17 protein-coding genes are annotated in these 15,754 nt (G+C 67.8%); 10 read left to right on the top strand and 7 right to left on the bottom strand.

Features of this window, described 5'->3' with window-relative positions; genetic code table 11:
* Positions 1–11 precede the first annotated feature (11 nt).
* Positions 12–1,943: a S15 peptidase family protein gene (locus tag NLF94_RS01435; RefSeq protein WP_254839676.1), complete on the top strand. Its 1,932-nt coding sequence runs from the start codon at positions 12–14 to the stop codon at positions 1,941–1,943.
* Here NLF94_RS01435 and NLF94_RS01430 read toward each other — a convergent pair.
* The gene (locus NLF94_RS01430) at positions 1,940–2,296 is read right to left on the bottom strand and encodes a cell division protein SepF (RefSeq protein ID WP_254839675.1); all 357 of its coding nucleotides are present in this window, start codon (positions 2,294–2,296) and stop codon (positions 1,940–1,942) included. The genes NLF94_RS01435 and NLF94_RS01430 overlap by 4 nt on opposite strands.
* Before the next feature lie 147 nt (positions 2,297–2,443).
* Between NLF94_RS01430 and NLF94_RS01425 the strand changes: the two genes are divergently transcribed.
* A complete protein-coding gene (locus tag NLF94_RS01425) occupies positions 2,444–3,208 on the top strand; it encodes a DUF1028 domain-containing protein (RefSeq protein ID WP_254839674.1) in 765 nt (254 codons plus the stop codon).
* A 192-nt stretch (positions 3,209–3,400) separates the two neighbouring features.
* Here NLF94_RS01425 and NLF94_RS01420 read toward each other — a convergent pair whose 3' ends face one another.
* A complete protein-coding gene (locus NLF94_RS01420; protein ID WP_254839673.1) occupies positions 3,401–3,880 on the bottom strand; it encodes an RNA-binding protein in 480 nt (159 codons plus the stop codon).
* A 114-nt stretch (positions 3,881–3,994) separates the two neighbouring features.
* Here NLF94_RS01420 and NLF94_RS01415 point away from each other — a divergent pair, with 114 nt between their 5' ends.
* Positions 3,995–4,999, top strand: a complete 1,005-nt coding sequence (locus NLF94_RS01415) for a threonine aldolase family protein (RefSeq protein ID WP_254839672.1) — start codon at positions 3,995–3,997, stop codon at positions 4,997–4,999.
* On the opposite strand, the gene NLF94_RS01410 is transcribed toward NLF94_RS01415, so the two are convergent.
* Positions 4,996–5,181 (bottom strand): DUF7859 family protein, encoded by a 186-nt coding sequence (locus tag NLF94_RS01410; RefSeq protein WP_254839671.1) that lies wholly within the window; start codon positions 5,179–5,181, stop codon positions 4,996–4,998. The genes NLF94_RS01415 and NLF94_RS01410 overlap by 4 nt on opposite strands.
* A 77-nt stretch (positions 5,182–5,258) precedes the next feature.
* Between NLF94_RS01410 and NLF94_RS01405 the strand changes: the two genes are divergently transcribed.
* Positions 5,259–6,188 carry an ArsR/SmtB family transcription factor gene (locus tag NLF94_RS01405; protein WP_254839670.1) on the top strand — a complete coding sequence of 310 codons (930 nt, stop codon included), beginning with the start codon at positions 5,259–5,261 and terminating at the stop codon, positions 6,186–6,188.
* 237 nt (positions 6,189–6,425) lie between these two features.
* On the opposite strand, the gene NLF94_RS01400 is transcribed toward NLF94_RS01405, so the two are convergent.
* Positions 6,426–6,956: a metallophosphoesterase gene (locus NLF94_RS01400; RefSeq protein ID WP_254839669.1), complete on the bottom strand. Its 531-nt coding sequence runs from the start codon at positions 6,954–6,956 to the stop codon at positions 6,426–6,428.
* A gap of 284 nt (positions 6,957–7,240) precedes the next feature.
* Here NLF94_RS01400 and NLF94_RS01395 point away from each other — a divergent pair, with 284 nt between their 5' ends.
* From NLF94_RS01395 to NLF94_RS01380, 4 genes are all read left to right on the top strand, one after another.
* Positions 7,241–7,411: a hypothetical protein gene (locus tag NLF94_RS01395; RefSeq protein ID WP_254839668.1), complete on the top strand. Its 171-nt coding sequence runs from the start codon at positions 7,241–7,243 to the stop codon at positions 7,409–7,411.
* Positions 7,412–7,655: 244 nt separating this feature from the next.
* Entirely contained in the window at positions 7,656–8,621 is a 966-nt protein-coding gene (locus NLF94_RS01390; RefSeq protein WP_254839667.1) for a cation diffusion facilitator family transporter, read from the top strand.
* A 63-nt stretch (positions 8,622–8,684) separates the two neighbouring features.
* A complete protein-coding gene (gene pdxT / locus NLF94_RS01385; RefSeq protein WP_254839666.1) occupies positions 8,685–9,269 on the top strand; it encodes a pyridoxal 5'-phosphate synthase glutaminase subunit PdxT in 585 nt (194 codons plus the stop codon).
* A gap of 181 nt (positions 9,270–9,450) precedes the next feature.
* A complete protein-coding gene (locus NLF94_RS01380; protein ID WP_254839665.1) occupies positions 9,451–11,640 on the top strand; it encodes an elongation factor EF-2 in 2,190 nt (729 codons plus the stop codon).
* A 307-nt stretch (positions 11,641–11,947) separates the two neighbouring features.
* On the opposite strand, the gene NLF94_RS01375 is transcribed toward NLF94_RS01380, so the two are convergent.
* Genes NLF94_RS01375 through NLF94_RS01365 form a run of 3 tightly spaced genes read right to left on the bottom strand, consistent with a single transcriptional unit; the run spans position 11,948 to position 12,802 of the window.
* Positions 11,948–12,187: a hypothetical protein gene (locus NLF94_RS01375; RefSeq protein WP_254839664.1), complete on the bottom strand. Its 240-nt coding sequence runs from the start codon at positions 12,185–12,187 to the stop codon at positions 11,948–11,950.
* A gap of 5 nt (positions 12,188–12,192) precedes the next feature.
* Positions 12,193–12,633, bottom strand: a complete 441-nt coding sequence (locus NLF94_RS01370) for a restriction endonuclease (protein ID WP_254839663.1) — start codon at positions 12,631–12,633, stop codon at positions 12,193–12,195.
* Positions 12,617–12,802, bottom strand: coding sequence for a hypothetical protein (locus tag NLF94_RS01365; RefSeq protein WP_254839662.1), 186 nt, complete (start codon positions 12,800–12,802; stop codon positions 12,617–12,619). Before NLF94_RS01365 ends, NLF94_RS01370 begins: the two co-directional genes overlap by 17 nt.
* A gap of 599 nt (positions 12,803–13,401) precedes the next feature.
* On the opposite strand from NLF94_RS01365, the gene NLF94_RS01360 reads away from it, so the two are divergent.
* Both NLF94_RS01360 and NLF94_RS20835 read left to right on the top strand, forming a co-directional pair.
* On the top strand, positions 13,402–14,262 hold the full coding sequence (locus NLF94_RS01360) for a sugar phosphate isomerase/epimerase family protein (protein WP_254839661.1): 861 nt from the start codon (positions 13,402–13,404) through the stop codon (positions 14,260–14,262).
* A 121-nt stretch (positions 14,263–14,383) separates the two neighbouring features.
* Positions 14,384–15,742 carry a hypothetical protein gene (locus NLF94_RS20835; RefSeq protein WP_286670324.1) on the top strand — a complete coding sequence of 453 codons (1,359 nt, stop codon included), beginning with the start codon at positions 14,384–14,386 and terminating at the stop codon, positions 15,740–15,742.
* Positions 15,743–15,754: the final 12 nt, after the last annotated feature.

The raw sequence follows: 15,754 nt of genomic DNA, 5'->3' as shown, positions 1-15,754 counted from the left end.
CAGATGACGGTATGGACAGGAGGGCGTTTCTGGGAGCGGCCGGCACGGCAGGGCTGGCCTCGCTTCTCGGAACCGGGCTGTCGGCCGCACAGGAGGCCGAGTTTACCCGCGAGGAGCACAGCGTCGAATCGTTCGACGGCGTCGAGATACCGACCGTGCTGTTCGTGCCGGACGGCGGCGCGGACGCGACCATCATGGCGACCCACGGCTGGGGTGGCTCGAAATCCAGCGTCGAGGGGTACGCCTCGCTGGCGGCGAACAACGGCTACGCCCTCGTCGTCTGGGACCAGCGCGGCTTCGGCGAGTCGACCGCCGAAGTGGGGCTGTCGGGACCGAAGGAGGTGGCCGACGTCTCGGCGCTCATCGACTTCCTCGAGGCCGACGAGCGGATAGCCGACGGGCCGGACGGCGACCCGCAAATCGGGATGATCGGCGCTTCCTACGGCGGCGGCATCCAGTTGAACGCCGCCGCCGTCGACGACCGCATCGACGCGCTGGTGCCGGTCGTCCCCTGGCACGACCTCTCGTTTTCGCTGGAACCGAACGGCGTCCCGAAACTCGGGTGGACGACGCTGTTGTACGGCGCCGGCATCGCGGCCGCCCGCGGGGTACAGAGCCCCGACCCCGAGAACCTCCAGCGGGGCGTCTCCCCCCGGCTGCACGAACTGTACACCGAGACGCTGGCGCGGAACGAACTCCCGTCTGAGGGCGAGGCGTTCCTGTCGGTGCGCTCGACCGCCGCGAAGGCCGACCGCATCGACACGCCGTCGCTGGTCGTCCAGGGGCTGCCCGACACGCTCTTTACACCCAACGAGGGCGAGCGCATCGTCGAGGACCTCCGGTCGGACGGCGTCGACTCCCGGCTCGTGCTGTTCAACGGCGGCCACACCGCAACCGAGACTGCCAGACCTGACGAACAGGTCGCCGAAATCGAGGACATGGCCATCGCCTGGTTCGACCAGCACATCCGCGGCAACGGCGAGTCAGGTCTCGCGTCGCTGACCTACTGGGACGTCCAGCAGGGTCGGTTCCGGGAGGCCGACGGCTTCCCGCCGAACGACGCGACGGTCGTCGAGCCGACGCTCGCCGACCTGGCGGGCGAGGGCCAAAGCGTCGTCGTCAACACCGGTGTGCCGACGTCGACGAGCCACTTCGTCCCGCAGAACACCGACGCCGCGCCCGTCTCGGTGGCCACCTTCGACCTCGAAATCGGGAGCGACCTCGAGGTGCTCGGGATTCCGGAACTGTCGCTGTCGGTGACACCGCTCGGCGCTCGCGCGTTCCTCTTCGGGAAGGTGTACCACGTCAGCGACGGGACGGAGACGCTCGTCAACAACCAGGTCGCGCCGGTCGCCATCGAGGGGACGCCCGGCGAGAGCCAGCAGGTCGAGTTCGAACTCGTCGGCTTCCAGCGGAACTTCTCGGCCGGCGACACCCTCCGCGTGGCGCTGGCGTCGACCGACGCCGGATTCACCTCGGCGCGGCAGGGCGCCGGCGTCGTCGTCGACCACGCGGGGTCGACGCTCTCGCTGCCGGTCGTCGGTAGCGATGGCGGCGACGACGGCGGCGGTGACGGTGACTCCGTCGACGTGTCGGCGTCGAGCGACGGCACGGCCTTCACCGGCGGGTCACACACCCGACAGGAGTTGACCGTCGAGGGCGGGCCGACGTTCGTCCGCGACCGCGTGCCGGACGGGTGGATCGTCGCCGCCGCCGACCGGGCCTACACCCGGACCGCGCCGCCGGAGACCACGGAGAACTACGTCGAGTTCGAGGGCGCCGTCACCGACGCCGACCCGGGATACGTCGCACGGGCGCCGTCGGGCCTCGACCAGACGCAGGCCTACACGTTCGGGCCGGTCGAGGTGAGCGAGAACGGCGAGGAGTGGCAGGTCGTCGGGGGAACCGACCGGACGGTACTTCTGGTGGGCGCGGACCTCTAGCGGCCACCAATTTTCGACCGAGAGATGCCGACGCCGCCCGGCGTGATGATTATCTGGTCGTCGTCCTTCTGGACGATGTCGCCGCCGACCTCCTCGGCGACCTGCCGGAGTTCGTCGGAGATGTGCTCCATCGTCCGGTCGGTCGTGCTGTGGCGTGTGATGTCCGCGACGACGATGTCGCCGTCGTAGACGGCGTCCTTGATGTCGATGACGTCGGTCTGTTCGCTGATGGAGGCGAACCGGATCTGCATGGCCGCCTCCGCTGCACCGGCGTCGAAGTCGTCCGTGTGTAGTTCCACGTAGTCCTCGGCGCTGTGGGAGTCTCCGCCGAGAAGCTTGCTCATAAGACCCATGTCTCCGTAACTGGTTGCTGAGGGCATAGGTTTTACGTCCGACGCATAGCCGACGCGCGGCGTTCTCCGGCCCGAAGTGAGAGAGCGGACCCGCGAGACGGCCCCGGCGAACCCACCTTTTTCAGCCGCGCCGTCCCATCGACGGCCGTGACCTTCAGCATCTGCGTCCACGAACCGTACACCGACGACGACGGCGAACCGCAACACCGCTTCGGCGTCGCCGTCACCACACGGCTGGCCGGCGTCGGAACGCTGTGTCCGTTCGCCAGCGAACACGGCGCCGTGGCGACCCAGAGTCTCGTCAACGTCGAGTTGGGCCGGAAGGGGCTGACCTACCTCGCCGACGGTCTCGCCGTCGAGGACGCCCTCCAGTCGCTTCTGAACGCCGACGATGGCGCCCCGAACCGCCAGCTACACGGCGTCGACACCGACGGCTCCTTCGTCTTCTCCGGCGAGGAGTGCAAGCCGTGGTTCGGCCACCACGACGGCAGCGACGCCGTCGACGGCCACTACACCGTCGCGGGGAACCTCCTGACCGGCGAGGCGGTCGTGGAGGCCGTGTCGGACGCCTACGAGGCGACGGCGCCGCCGGCCGACGCGGGACCGACGACCCCCGACGGCGACCCCGCACCGCTCCCGGAGCGCCTCGTCGACGCGCTGGCGGCCGGACACGAGACCGGCGGCGACAAGCGCGAGGAGTTGACCGTCCAGAGCGCCGCCCTCGTCGTCGAGGATACCGAAGAACGACCCTTCGAGCGCGCCTACACCGACCTCCGGGTCGACGCCACCGAGACGCCCATCGCCGACCTCCGGGAGACCTACGAACTGGCCGTCCAGGGCCACGAGGACGCCATGGCGAAGTACGAGACGGCCTACGAGGAAGACGAGATGTCGGACGTGGACGACGAGTAGCGAGGCGGCCGCATCCTGGTGGCTGAAGGGCGAGCACGCCCGGTGGTGCCCGGACGACGCAAGCACTGGAGCGAACGGAGCGAGCGAAGCGCACAGCGAGTCCCGTCGCCCCGGGCGTGCGAGGGCTTCAGGAGGTGTTGTTCTCGGCGTTGCTGCCGACAGTTCGCCCGAATCGGACCAGGACGCGCTCGTTCAGACGTGGAACTCGTAGAGGTCGTCGCCGACGTGGTGGAGGTTCTCCAGCACCTTCCCGGAGTCGCCGACCATGTCGTCGCCGCTGGTGTCGGCGCGGGCGACCGCCAGCGCCTTGCCGTGGGTCTCCTCGACGACGACGACGAGGTCGCCCGGTTCGATGTCGTCGGTGGCCTCGACGATGCCGGGGCGCATGACGTTTGCGCCGTCGGAGACGAAGGAGATGGCCCCCGAATCGACGGTGACGACGTGGTTCTCGGGAGGGTACTCGTTGGCGCCGCGAACCGTCAGGAACAGGTCGCCGTCGAAGGAGGCCACGAGCGGTTCGCCGTCGACCAGCACGACCTCGCGGTCGACGTCGGTGAACTCGACGCGCTCGTAGTCGTCGCCGTCGAGTTCGATCCCGAGGTGGTCGGCGAGCGACGCCGCGAGTTCGTCGATTTCGTCCGAACGGAGGTGGTGACGCGACTTGATTTCCATACCTCGGGTCGGTCCGTGATGGGCTAAAAACCGCCGGTCCGGGTCGCTGGCGGGCGCGTCGCTCGCCACCGGCGCACCCGCCACCGCTAAGTTCGCGGCGTCCCGGGTACGGGCATGATAGACCTGCGGAGCGAAACCGTGACGAAGCCCTCGGCCGCGATGCGGGAGGCCGCCGCCGACGCCGACGTTGGCGACGACGTCTACGGCGAGGACCCGACCGTCGACGACCTCGAGAGCCGCTTTACGGACCTCGTCGGCAAGGAGGCGGCGCTGTTCGTCCCCTCGGGAACGATGGGCAACCAGGTGGCGGCGCGCGTCCACACCGAGCGCGGCCAGGAGGTCCTCCTCGAGCGCGAGAGCCACGTCTACAAGTGGGAACTGGCGGGGCTGGCACAGCACGCCGAACTGCAGGCCCGACCCGTCGACGGCGGGCCGCGCGGCGTCGTCACCCCCGAGGCGGTCGAGGCAGGCTACGTCGCCGCCGACGACCACCGGCCCGGAACCGGACTCGTGTGTCTGGAGAACACCCACAACAGCCGGGGCGGGACGGCCATCGCGGCCGACCGCATCGACGCGGCCTGCGAGACCGCCCACGACCGGAACGTGCCGGTCCACCTCGACGGCGCGCGACTGTTCAACGCGGCGGCGGCGCTGGACGTCGACGCCGCACGGCTGGCCCGCGAGGTCGATTCGGTGATGTGCTGTCTCTCGAAGGGGCTGGGCGCGCCCGTCGGGTCGATGCTGGCCGGCAGCGAGTCGTTCGTCGCCGAGGCCCGCCGGACCCGGAAACTGTTCGGCGGCGGGATGCGGCAGGCCGGCGTAATCGCCGCGCCGGGGCTGCACGCCCTGGAGAACCGGGGGCGGCTGGCCTCCGACCACGACAACGCCGAGCGGCTGGCGTCGGGGCTGGACGACGTCGACGGCCTCCGGGCCCGCGACCCGGAGACGAACATCGTTCTCGTGGAGACCGACGGGCCCGCCGAGGCGTTCCTCGAACGGTGCGAGGACGCCGGGGTCCTGGGGGTCCCGTTCGGGGAGCGCGTCGTCCGGTTCTGTACGCACTTAGACGTCGACCGCGGGGACGTCGAGACTGCCGTCGAGCGTATCGAGACGCTCTAGCGGCGCCCCTTGCGCATCCCCTCGGTGAAGCTCACGAGCGTCCGGCGGATGAGCAGGAAGAAGGCGAATACGACGAGCAGAAGCACCGCGATGATGCCGACCAGCACGGGGTCGACGTCACCCGGGAGTGACTGTGCGACCGTGGCCGGGGGCGTGGCGACGAGGGGGAGCGTGGGGTGCATGACAGGCAGTTTTCACCCCAGCGCAAAGTCGTTTCCGGGAACAAGGTTCATGCCGATTCACGCGAAACGCCATTCCGATGAGCCTCCTGCCCTCCAGTCCGGACGTCTCCCCGGACAGCGACCCACGGCTCGTCGGTCTCGACAGCGAGGAGGCCGACGAGCTGATGGCCGCTCTCTCCTCGGAGACGGCCCGGCGGCTGCTGGCGGAACTCCACGACGAGCCCGCGCCGCCGGGCGAACTCGCCGACCGCGTCGACACCTCGCTGCAGAACGCCCAGTACCACCTCGAGAAGCTCGAAAACGCCGGCGCCATCGAGGACGTCGGCACCGCCTACTCCGAGAAGGGCCGCGAGATGACAGTCTACGGCCCCGCCGACAGCCCGCTGGTCATCTACGCCGGCGAGCAGGAGCGGGCCTCCGGGCTCCGGGCCGCCCTCTCGCGGCTCTTCGGCGGCGTCCTCGCGCTCGTGGTCGGCTCGCTGGCCGTCCAGGAACTGTTCGGTCGGAGCCTCCTCAGCGACCTGGCGGGGACCGGGTCGGGCGCCGGCGGCGACCCCAACGGTGGCGCGGGGGGCGACGACGGGGACACCGGGTTCGATGCCAACGCCACCGAGGATGGGGGTACCCCGACCGACGAGGTCGGCATCTCGGTGAACGACGACGCCGGGACGGCGACGCCGGAGGGTACCCCGGCCGGGGGCAACGGCGGGGACGGACGGGCGACCGAGACGCCGCTCGAGGAGGAGACGGCGGTCCCGACCGACGAGCCGAGAATCGCCACCGAGACGGAGGCCGTCGAACGGCAGGCCGGGACGCCGACGGAGGCACCGGCCGCCACGGAGACGGCCGCCGCGCAGGACGGCGGCGCGGGACCGCTCGACTTTCTCGACGGCCTCCTCGACGGCCTGATCGCTGGGGGACTGCCGCCCGGACTGGCCTTCTTCGTCGGCGGGTTCACCGTGCTGTCGGTCGTCGTCGTGATGACCTACCTCCGGGCACAGCCCTGAGCGGGTCGGTTTCGGTAGCTAAAACCGCCGTTTGAGCCTACGCATCTCCTTTATCACGGGCGCTCCACGGTCGAGACGCGCCGGGGACATCGGCCCTCGCGTGGTCCCGCACCCCGCGTTCGGTCCCTCCCGTTTCGGCCCTCCCCCCACCGGACCCCGCACTTCGGCCCTCCCCACCGGACCCCGCACTTCGGCCCTCCCCCCACCGGACCCCGGCGTCCCCTGCCCCCGTACTTCTCATCCCTGTCGGTCCACGGACCGCGGTTCGACGACGAACTCCTCGAAGGTCTCGCCGGACGGTTCGACGAGTCGGCCGCGGGCGAGACCGGCGTCGTCGTCCCACTGCAGTTCCGCGTGCGCCGGGCGGTGCCACCGCGGGTCGGCGTGGCTGCCGGGGTTACAGAAGGGGACCTCCCCCTCGTGGAACCCCGGTTCGTGAGAGTGACCGAAGGCGACCAGATCGGCGCTGGCCTGCCGGCCCGCCATCGCCAGCGCCGTGTCGGTGTGTTCGTGGCCGTGGACGACGAGGATTCGGAGGCCGGCCCACTCGACGATTCGGTCGGCGGGCACGCGCTCGCGGACCGCCGGCGGGTCGTTGTTGCCGTAGACGCCACGGAGGTCACACCGCGACTGGAAGGCCTCGAACACCTCGGCGGTCACGAAGTCGCCGGCGTGAACCACCAGGTCGGCTTCCTCGACGACGGTCTCGGTGCGACCCTCGAGGCAGGCCGACTCGCGGCCGTGGGTGTCCGAGATGACGACGAGCATGCCGGCCGTAGACGCGCCGCCGGTATGACACCACCGGCTCCAGCCCGTCACCACGAGCGCGTCGTGGGACCGTCCGCAGGGACTCGGTTCCGACCGTGGTTCGGCGAACCACCCGCCGGAGCAGACGTGCGAACTAACTGCCGTCGGTTCTGCCAACTGCGATAGACGTGCTTCGCGGCGTACTGCGTACAGCGCACGTATCGGTCACTTCCGGAAGTCGCAGACCCAAATTGGTCGTGCTCGATTTCGACAATACTATACAAATGTGGCGTCTACCGGACGATATGACGCCCCTCCAGACGTTCGGAGTCAATCCACTCGGTAGTTTAGTGCTGGCACTCGTAGTGCCGTTCGTAATCGTCCTCTTCGGGACGTATCTGGGGGTTCTCGGGGCGCTACAGACGTTCTTCGGTGAGTCGTCGTGGCAGGACGTCTCGACCGCTGAGGAAGAGTGAAACGCGCTCCCGACGACCGCCGATGCAGTACGGGTGGATAATCGACCCCGGTAGTCGGTGATAGATACACGCTCCGTATCCGGCACGGCGTTCTTGCCAGGCAGTAGTAATTCAGCGGACCGACCGACACGTCGGTCCCCTCCGCGGACCGATTCGCCGACGGTTCCGACGAGGTGCGGGACCCGCTCGCTGCCATCTCGCCAGGATACCAACGGCTTAGTGGCCTCCCCCCGACGCCGTTCGTATGGCTGGCGGTAGTACCGGCGTCGTCGTCGCTGCGATGTTCGCAAACGGGGGGATCGCCGTCCTGAAGTTCATCGGCTTCCTGCTGACCGGGAGTCCCTCCATGCTCGCCGAGACGTATCACTCCATCTCCGACACGGGCAACCAGGTGCTGTTGCTCATCGGCATCAAGTACAGCCAGCAGGACGCAAACCAGGCGCACCCGTTCGGCTACGGGAAGGCGCAGTACTTCTACGCCTTCCTCGTCTCCGTGCTGCTGTTCGGCATCGCGGGCTGGGAGAGCCTCAACCACGGCATCCACAAGTTACGACACCCGAACGAGGGTGGGGGCGGCGGCGCCGCGGAGTTCCTGGGGTTCACCGTCGACATCGCGCTGCCGTTCGACCCCTTCTGGGTGTCGGTGGTGGTCCTGCTCGGCGGCATCGTCTTCGAGACGTACGCGTTCGTGAAGGCGAGGGCCGAACTGAAACGCCAGATGGAGGAGTACGGCTGGTCGGGCTACCGGGAAGCCTTCGAGCAGACGAGCGACCTGACGACGCTGACCGCCTTCACCGAGGACACCGTCGCGCTCGTCGGACTGATCGTGGCGCTGGTCGGCATCACCGCCGCGCGCGTCCTCGACAATCCCCTCTACGACGCCGCCGGCGCGGTCGTCATCGGCGTCCTGCTGATGCTGTTCGCGGTGCTTCTCGCCATCGAGAACAAGCGACTCATCGTCGGCGAGAGCCTCGCGTCCGAGGTCGAGGCAGACCTCGAGAGGATCATCACCGGCCACGACGGCGTCGTCGGAATTGACGGCTTCCGGACGGTGTTCGTCGGGCCACAGGACGCCCTCGTGACGGCCGACGTGAGCTTCTCCCCGGGGCTCGAGACGGCCGACATCGACACGACCATCGACGACATCGAGGCGGCCGTCAAGGAGCGCGACGACCGGGTGAGCATCGTCTACGTCGAGCCCGAAGTGTAGGCCGACGAATCCTCACGCCCGCCGTTTCGAGGGGTTTTTGCCCGGCTGTCGGCAAGGAGCGGTATGCTCAGGGCGGGCGTCATCGCAGTACAGGGCGACGTCGCCGAACACGCGGCGGCCATCCGGCGGGCCGCCGAGCGCCACGGCGAGTCCGTCAGCGTCGAGGAGATACGGACCGCCGGGACCGTCCCGGACTGCGATCTGCTGTTGATGCCGGGTGGGGAGTCGACGACCATCTCCCGGCTCCTGGCCGAGGAGGGTATCGACGAGGAGGTCCGCGAGTTCGCGGCCTCGGGCAAGCCGATGCTCGTCACCTGTGCCGGCCTCATCGTCGCCAGCCGGGACGCGAAGGACGACCGGGTGGCGACGCTTTCCGTCCTCGACGTCACCGTCGACCGCAACGCCTTCGGCCGCCAGAAGGACAGTTTCGAGGCGGCGCTGGACGTCCGCGGACTCGACGACCCGTTCCCGGCGGTGTTCATCCGGGCGCCCGCCATCGGCGAGGTGGGCGACGGCGTCGAGGTGCTGGCCGAGTTCGACGGCCGCCCCGTCGCCGTCCGCCAGGACAACGTCGTCGGCACCGCGTTCCACCCCGAATTGACCGACGACTCCCGTATCCACGGACTGGCGTTCTTCGAGTCGGACTGATCGGGTCGGTCCCGTCGCCGTTCGACCGCTTGCCATCGCTTCGCGCCCGGAACTCCGAAACACCGGAAGGTTCGCACGGCTCACCTTCCGAGCTTCGAGATTCCGGCCGTTCGCTACGGCGTCACGACCGAAATCTCGAAACACTATCCTTTTCACCCTGCTGTCGAAAACTGACTGTATAATGGGCCGACGCAAGAAGATCGTACAGGAGTGTGAACGGCTGATGGACGAGCCGAAGAACATTCGGAACATCGCCATCGCCGCCCACGTCGACCACGGGAAGACGACGCTGACCGACAACCTGCTGGCCGGCGCCGGCATGATCGCCGACGAGAGCGCGGGCCAGCAGCTCGCGATGGACACCGAGGAGGACGAACAGGAGCGCGGAATCACCATCGACGCCGCCAACGTCTCGATGACCCACGAGTACGAGGGAGCCAACCACCTCATCAACCTCATCGACACGCCGGGCCACGTCGACTTCGGCGGCGACGTCACCCGGGCGATGCGGGCCGTCGACGGCGCGCTCGTCGTCGTCGACGCCGTCGAGGGCGCGATGCCCCAGACGGAAACCGTCCTCCGACAGGCGCTGCGCGAGGGCGTCAAGCCGACGCTGTTCATCAACAAGGTCGACCGTCTCATCTCCGAACTGCAGGAGGGTCCCCAGGAGATGCAGGAGCGACTCACCGGTGTCATCCGCGACGTCAACGACCTCATCCGCGGGATGACCGAGGAGATGGACGACATCGACGAGGACTGGACGGTCTCCGTCGAGGAGGGCACCGTCGGGTTCGGGTCGGCGCTGTACAAGTGGGGCGTCTCGATGCCGTCGATGCAGCGCACCGGCATGGACTTCGGCGAGATCATCGACCTCGAGCAGGCCGACAAGCGCCAGGAACTCCACGAGCGGACGCCGCTTTCGGACGTCGTCCTCGACATGGTCTGTGAGCACTTCCCGGACCCCATCGAGGCCCAGCCCCGCCGTATTCCGCGCATCTGGCGCGGCGACGCCGACTCCGAGATCGCCGGGACGATGGAGATGGTCGACGAGGACGGCGAACTCGTCATGATGGTCACCGACATCGGGATCGACCCCCACGCCGGCGAGATCGCCGCCGGCCGCGTGTTCTCCGGCACCATCGAGAAGGGCCAAGAACTGTACGTCTCCGGGACCGCCGGGACGAACCGCGTCCAGAGCGTCGGCATCTACATGGGCGGCGAGCGCGAGGAGGTCGAGCGCGTCCCCGCCGGCAACATCGCCGCCGTCACCGGCCTGAAGGACGCCATCGCCGGCTCGACGGTCTCCAGCGTCGAGATGACGCCGTTCGAGTCCATCGAGCACATCTCCGAGCCCGTCATCACGAAGTCCGTCGAGGCGAGGAACATGGACGACCTGCCGAAGCTCATCGAGACGCTCCAGCAGGTCGCAAAGGAAGACCCCACCATCCAGATCGAGATCAACGAGGACACCGGCGAACACCTCATCTCCGGGCAGGGCGAACTCCACCTCGAGGTCATCACCCAGCGCATCGAGCGCAACCAGGGCATCCCGGTCAACACCGGCGAACCCATCGTCGTCTACCGGGAGTCGCCGCAGGGCTCCTCGCGCGAGGTCGAGGGGCGGTCGCCGAACAACCACAACCGGTTCTACATCACCGTCGAACCGCTCGGCGACGACATCGTCGAGTCCATCAAGATGGGCGACGTCTCGATGGACATGCCCGAACTCGAGCGCCGCGAGGAGCTCATGGAGCAGGGCATGGAGAAGGACACTGCCCAGAACGTCGAGACCATCCACGGCACCAACGTCTTCATCGACGACACGAAGGGTATCCAGCACCTCAACGAGACGATGGAGCTGGTCATCGAGGGCCTCGAGGAGGCGCTCGACGACGGCCCGCTGGCCGCCGAACCCGTCGAGGGCGCGCTGATCCGCCTGCACGACGCCCGCCTCCACGAGGACGCCATCCACCGCGGCCCCGCACAGGTCATCCCCGCCGTCCGGCAGGCCGTCCACAACGCCCTCGTGGACGCCGAAATCAAGCTCCTGGAACCCATCCAGGAGGTCCGCATCGACGTGCCCAACGAGCACATGGGCGCCGCCTCCGGCGAGATCCAGGGTCGCCGCGGCCGCGTCGACGACATGTACCAGGAGGGAGACCTCATGGTCGTCGAGGGCATCGCGCCCGTCGACGAGATGATCGGCTTCTCCAGCGACATCCGCTCGGCGACGGAGGGCCGCGCCTCCTGGAACACCGAGAACGCCGGCTTCCGCGTGATGGCCGACAACCTCCAGCCCGAAATCATCACCGAGATCCGCGAGCGGAAGGGCATGAAGACGGAACTGCCCGAGCAGATTGACTACTTCTGAATCGACGTGTGAGTCAATTTGGCGGCTATGACTCACGTCACGGCCGTCGACTCACGGCGCCACGGCCGTGACTCGACAGGAAGCGCGTGACGGTCGTCTCCTCGAGGTGGACGGGCTCGTAGGGCTCGGTGTCTTCGACGAGAGAGTCGTCGACGGGTCGCAGTGAGTCGACGGCGATGACCGCCGTCTTGTCCCCTTCCCCGTCGAGATTAGGGTGCCCGTGTTGCAGTCGTGCGACAGGGGGGGAGGGTCCCCCCCGACAGCCGTACGGGACGGTAGACCCGAGTCATGCGGTGGACATCACTGTCTACGATTCAGCAGCCGCAGAGAGTCCCCCAACGAGGATGATTGCTGCTGCAATCCAGTTCATACTGATGCCACTGATTGTGCTTGTCAGCGGCTGTGCCAACGCGATATAGACGATTACGATGGCCGCGACACCCATCGGTGCAACGCTGGATGCGTCGACGCTGTTACTCATCCCACCGCCACCACTGCTGTCGCCCTGTACATCGCCGAATCGGAGGTCGTCGTCATCACTTGTCATTGATGTCACCAGTCTCTCGGCTTCCCTGCCGCGTACCACTCGAGTATCTCCCTCGCGTCGTACTGCTCAACCACTCGAGCAAGGTCCTCACCGTCGAGGCACTTGATGTCGAGGTCGGCCGCCAGTTCCGTCGCGTTACTCGTGAACGAGCCCGTCGTGACGATTGTAACGCCCTCAACGTCGTCTCGTTGTTGTCGGAGTGCGGCGTACTGCTGTACCTCGCGGCTCGACACCTTGTTGTCCTCGCCGTACCGCTTGCACTGGACGACCGTCTTCGCGCCACCGCTCGGGGGCTGGCCGAGTACGTCGATACCTCGGTCTGGTCCGGGCGGCATCACCTCAGTCGACCATCCCTGCCGCTCCTGCCACACGTCTGCGACGAACTGCTCGAAGTGGCGTGGGGACAGACTGCGCAGCGTCGTCAGGTAATCAGAGGAGGCCACCATTATCGTCGTGCCAGTTCGGTCGATGCTCGTTCAGCGTCTCCTTGACGTAGCTCACCGAACAGTCACAATTAGAGGCGATCTGCCTCGGGTCCGTGACCATCGAGTCGTACTGTCTGAGGATACAGTCCTGAAGCTTGGTCGTGTCGCTGGACCCGCCACCACCGAACATAGGGGTGCAGTTGATGTGATGACTAATCAAGGTTCGGGGAAGTCACAACATCAAACATGAGTCGCCACGGCGGTGTCACTGTGACATGGCGCTTGACGCACTGAGGCCGTGTCGTTGGCCAACAGATGCCTCGGCGCGGTATATCGGACACTTGTGTAGGTACTGCCATACTTTTGTTGATGAATGTTGTTTTTATATAATTAGACAGAATGGTTAGCAGCCCCCATCCATGTATAGTACACTATGATCACAACGATGTGACCACTGTGTAACCGCGTGACTGCCGTCAAGTCCGGTCGTGCGAGCGCGCGACCCCCCAGCTGGACGGGCGTTCAGTTGCAGCGCCACGGGCGTCGCGGTTGTCGGCGAGATGGACCCGGCGGCTGTGCCGCCGGGTCGGCAAAACGTGGGGAAAATATGCGCGCGTACTCCTTCCGCGAGCCGTCGGCTCGCTCCAGTCCGTGCGCGCTACGGCGCTCGCTCCGCTCGCACCGCGAACCGCTCGCTCACTTCGTTCGCTCGCGGATGCTGGAAATTGCTCTCCACCGGCCATTCCATGACGGAAACGCTTTGTTGCACCGTTGCCTGATACCGGTTCCATGACCGACGACGACCGACGACGGGCCGATGGTAACCGGACGGCCGACGGCGGCACTGACCTCGCGGACCTCGACCTTGAGGTTGGATTCACGCTCGGACTCGGCATGGAGTTCGAACCGACCGTCCGGTGGGCCGCGAGCGAGGGCTTCGATTTCGTGGAACTGTTACTCGACGGGCCCTACGCCCGCGAGCGAATCGCCGACCGAGCGGAGTCGATGCGGTCGGCGCTGACGGACGCCGGCGTGGGTATCGTCGTCCACCTGCCGTTCGTCGTCGACCCGGGGTCGCCGTTCGCGCCCGTCCGGGCGGGCGCGGTCGAGGAACTCACTGCCGGGATGGACCTCGCGGCCGACCTCGGGGCGGAGACTGTCGTCTTCCACCCCTCCTCGGACGCCTGGGACCTCGGATGGGCGGAGACGGAGACCCGGGGGTTCGTCCACGAGGCGCTCGACGAGTTGGTGCCCGCGGCGATCGAGCACGGTCTGGACCCGTGCCTCGAGAACATCGTCTCGAGTTACTACGTCGCCGCCCGGTTCCCGGAACTGCTGGAGCGGTACCCGGACGCCTCGATGACGTTCGACACCAGCCACGCCCTGCTGTCCGGGATGGACGAGGCCGCCCAGGCGGCGTTCTGCCGCGAGCACGCGGGCCGGATCGGTCACCTCCACCTGGTGGACACGCGCGGCGGCGACGACGAACACCTGCCGGTCGGGATGGGCCGAATCGACTTCGAGACGGCGCTCGGGGGGCTGGCCGACGCCGGCTGGTCGGGCACCGCGACGCTGGAGGTCGGCACCGAGGACCGCGACACGATCGCCCTCGGGAAACGACACGTCCGAACGCTGGTCGGCGACCGCTGACGAGGGGCGTCGACCGGCGAAAATCCCCGGATTACTTAAAAATAGCCGAGTTTGCCCGGCGTAAGTCACTACCTTATCTCTAGCGACGGTACAGGTGATGCGTGATACTGTTCGACAACTGATGGCAGTGCTGGTCGCGGTGGGCCTGTTCACGGGAATGTCCGTTGCGCCCGTCGCGGCGGCGGACGACGGGCTCGACATCGGAGAGGACGGCATAGAAATCGGCGGTGACGACGGCATCAGCGTCGGAGTTGGCGCCGACGACGGTGTCGAGGTCGGTGCGGGCGGCGAGGAAGGCGTCCAGGTCGGCGCCGGTCCCGACGACGGCGTCGAGGTCGGTGCGGGCGGCGAGGAAGGCGTCCAGGTCGGCGCTGGCCCCGACGACGGCGTCGAGGTCGGTGCGGGCGGCGAGGAAGGCGTCCAGGTCGGCGCTGGCCCCGACGACGGCGTCGAGGTCGGTGCGGGCGGCGAGGAAGGCGTCCAGGTCGGCGCTGGCCCCGACGACGGCGTGAACGCGAGCGTCGCCGGTGACGAGGGCGTCCAGGTCGGCGCCGGTCCCGACGACGGCGTCGAGGCCAGCGTCGCCGGCAAGGACGTCACCGACGGTGCCCCCGACGACGTCGTCTCCGGCGTGGAGACGCTGGACAGCAACGGCGTCAACGAGCAGGCGACGGGCAGCCTTCCGGGGACCAACGGTTCGTTCGTGCCGGGAACCAACGGGACGTTCGGCCCGGGGACCGGCGAGGGGCTGAACCTCACCGCGATCACCGGCGTCGACGTCTGTGAGCTGCTGCGGGTCTCGAACAACAAGCTGCCGACGGGATCGCTCCCGGGCCTCGACAGCCTGCCCTCGGAGTTTGCGCCGCCGGGCGTCCCGACGAATCTGCTGACGACGGAGACCGTCGTCGGGCTCGTCACGGGTGCCATCCCGGGCGGCTGTGAGGTCGTCGACCTCGAGGACCCCCAGCTCGACCCGACGGACCCGCCGACCGAACCCGACCAGACCGCCGAAGTGATGCGGTTCAGCCGGGTCGATAACGGCCTCGCCGCGACGTTCCTGTACAAGGGTACGCTGAACGAGTCCGGCGACGGACCGTCGATCGATACGTCGCCGGGGATGTTCCTCAGTCCCACCGTTCAGGACGTCCGACCGGACTTCGTCCTCAACGTCGGCGAGGGCGACTACGGCGCTGATCCGGTGATTCGGCGCAACAACGACAGTATCAGGCTGCAGGGCGTCATCATCCTGGTCGGTGACAGGGCAGGAGTCGACGTCGAGTGTACCGACATGAAGGAGTTCGACGGCGATCTCAGCGAGGAGAACCTGGCCGACCTCGGCCCCTGCGACTACGAACTCATCGGCCTCCCGAGCCTCGTGACTCCCGAGGACGCCTTCCAGATACTCGGGAGTCTCGGCGAGGGCCCGGGCATCGATCCCGGTAATCTACCGATAGACCCCGGTCAGCTCCTGGGCCTCTAAATCGGGATGGAT

Origin of the sequence: Natronomonas marina, from assembly GCF_024298905.1 — an archaeon.
In the GTDB taxonomy this organism is placed as follows: domain Archaea; phylum Halobacteriota; class Halobacteria; order Halobacteriales; family Haloarculaceae; genus Natronomonas; species Natronomonas marina.
The sequence above is the reverse complement of the archived record's forward strand: the minus strand, read 5'-3'. Positions and strand labels throughout refer to the sequence as shown.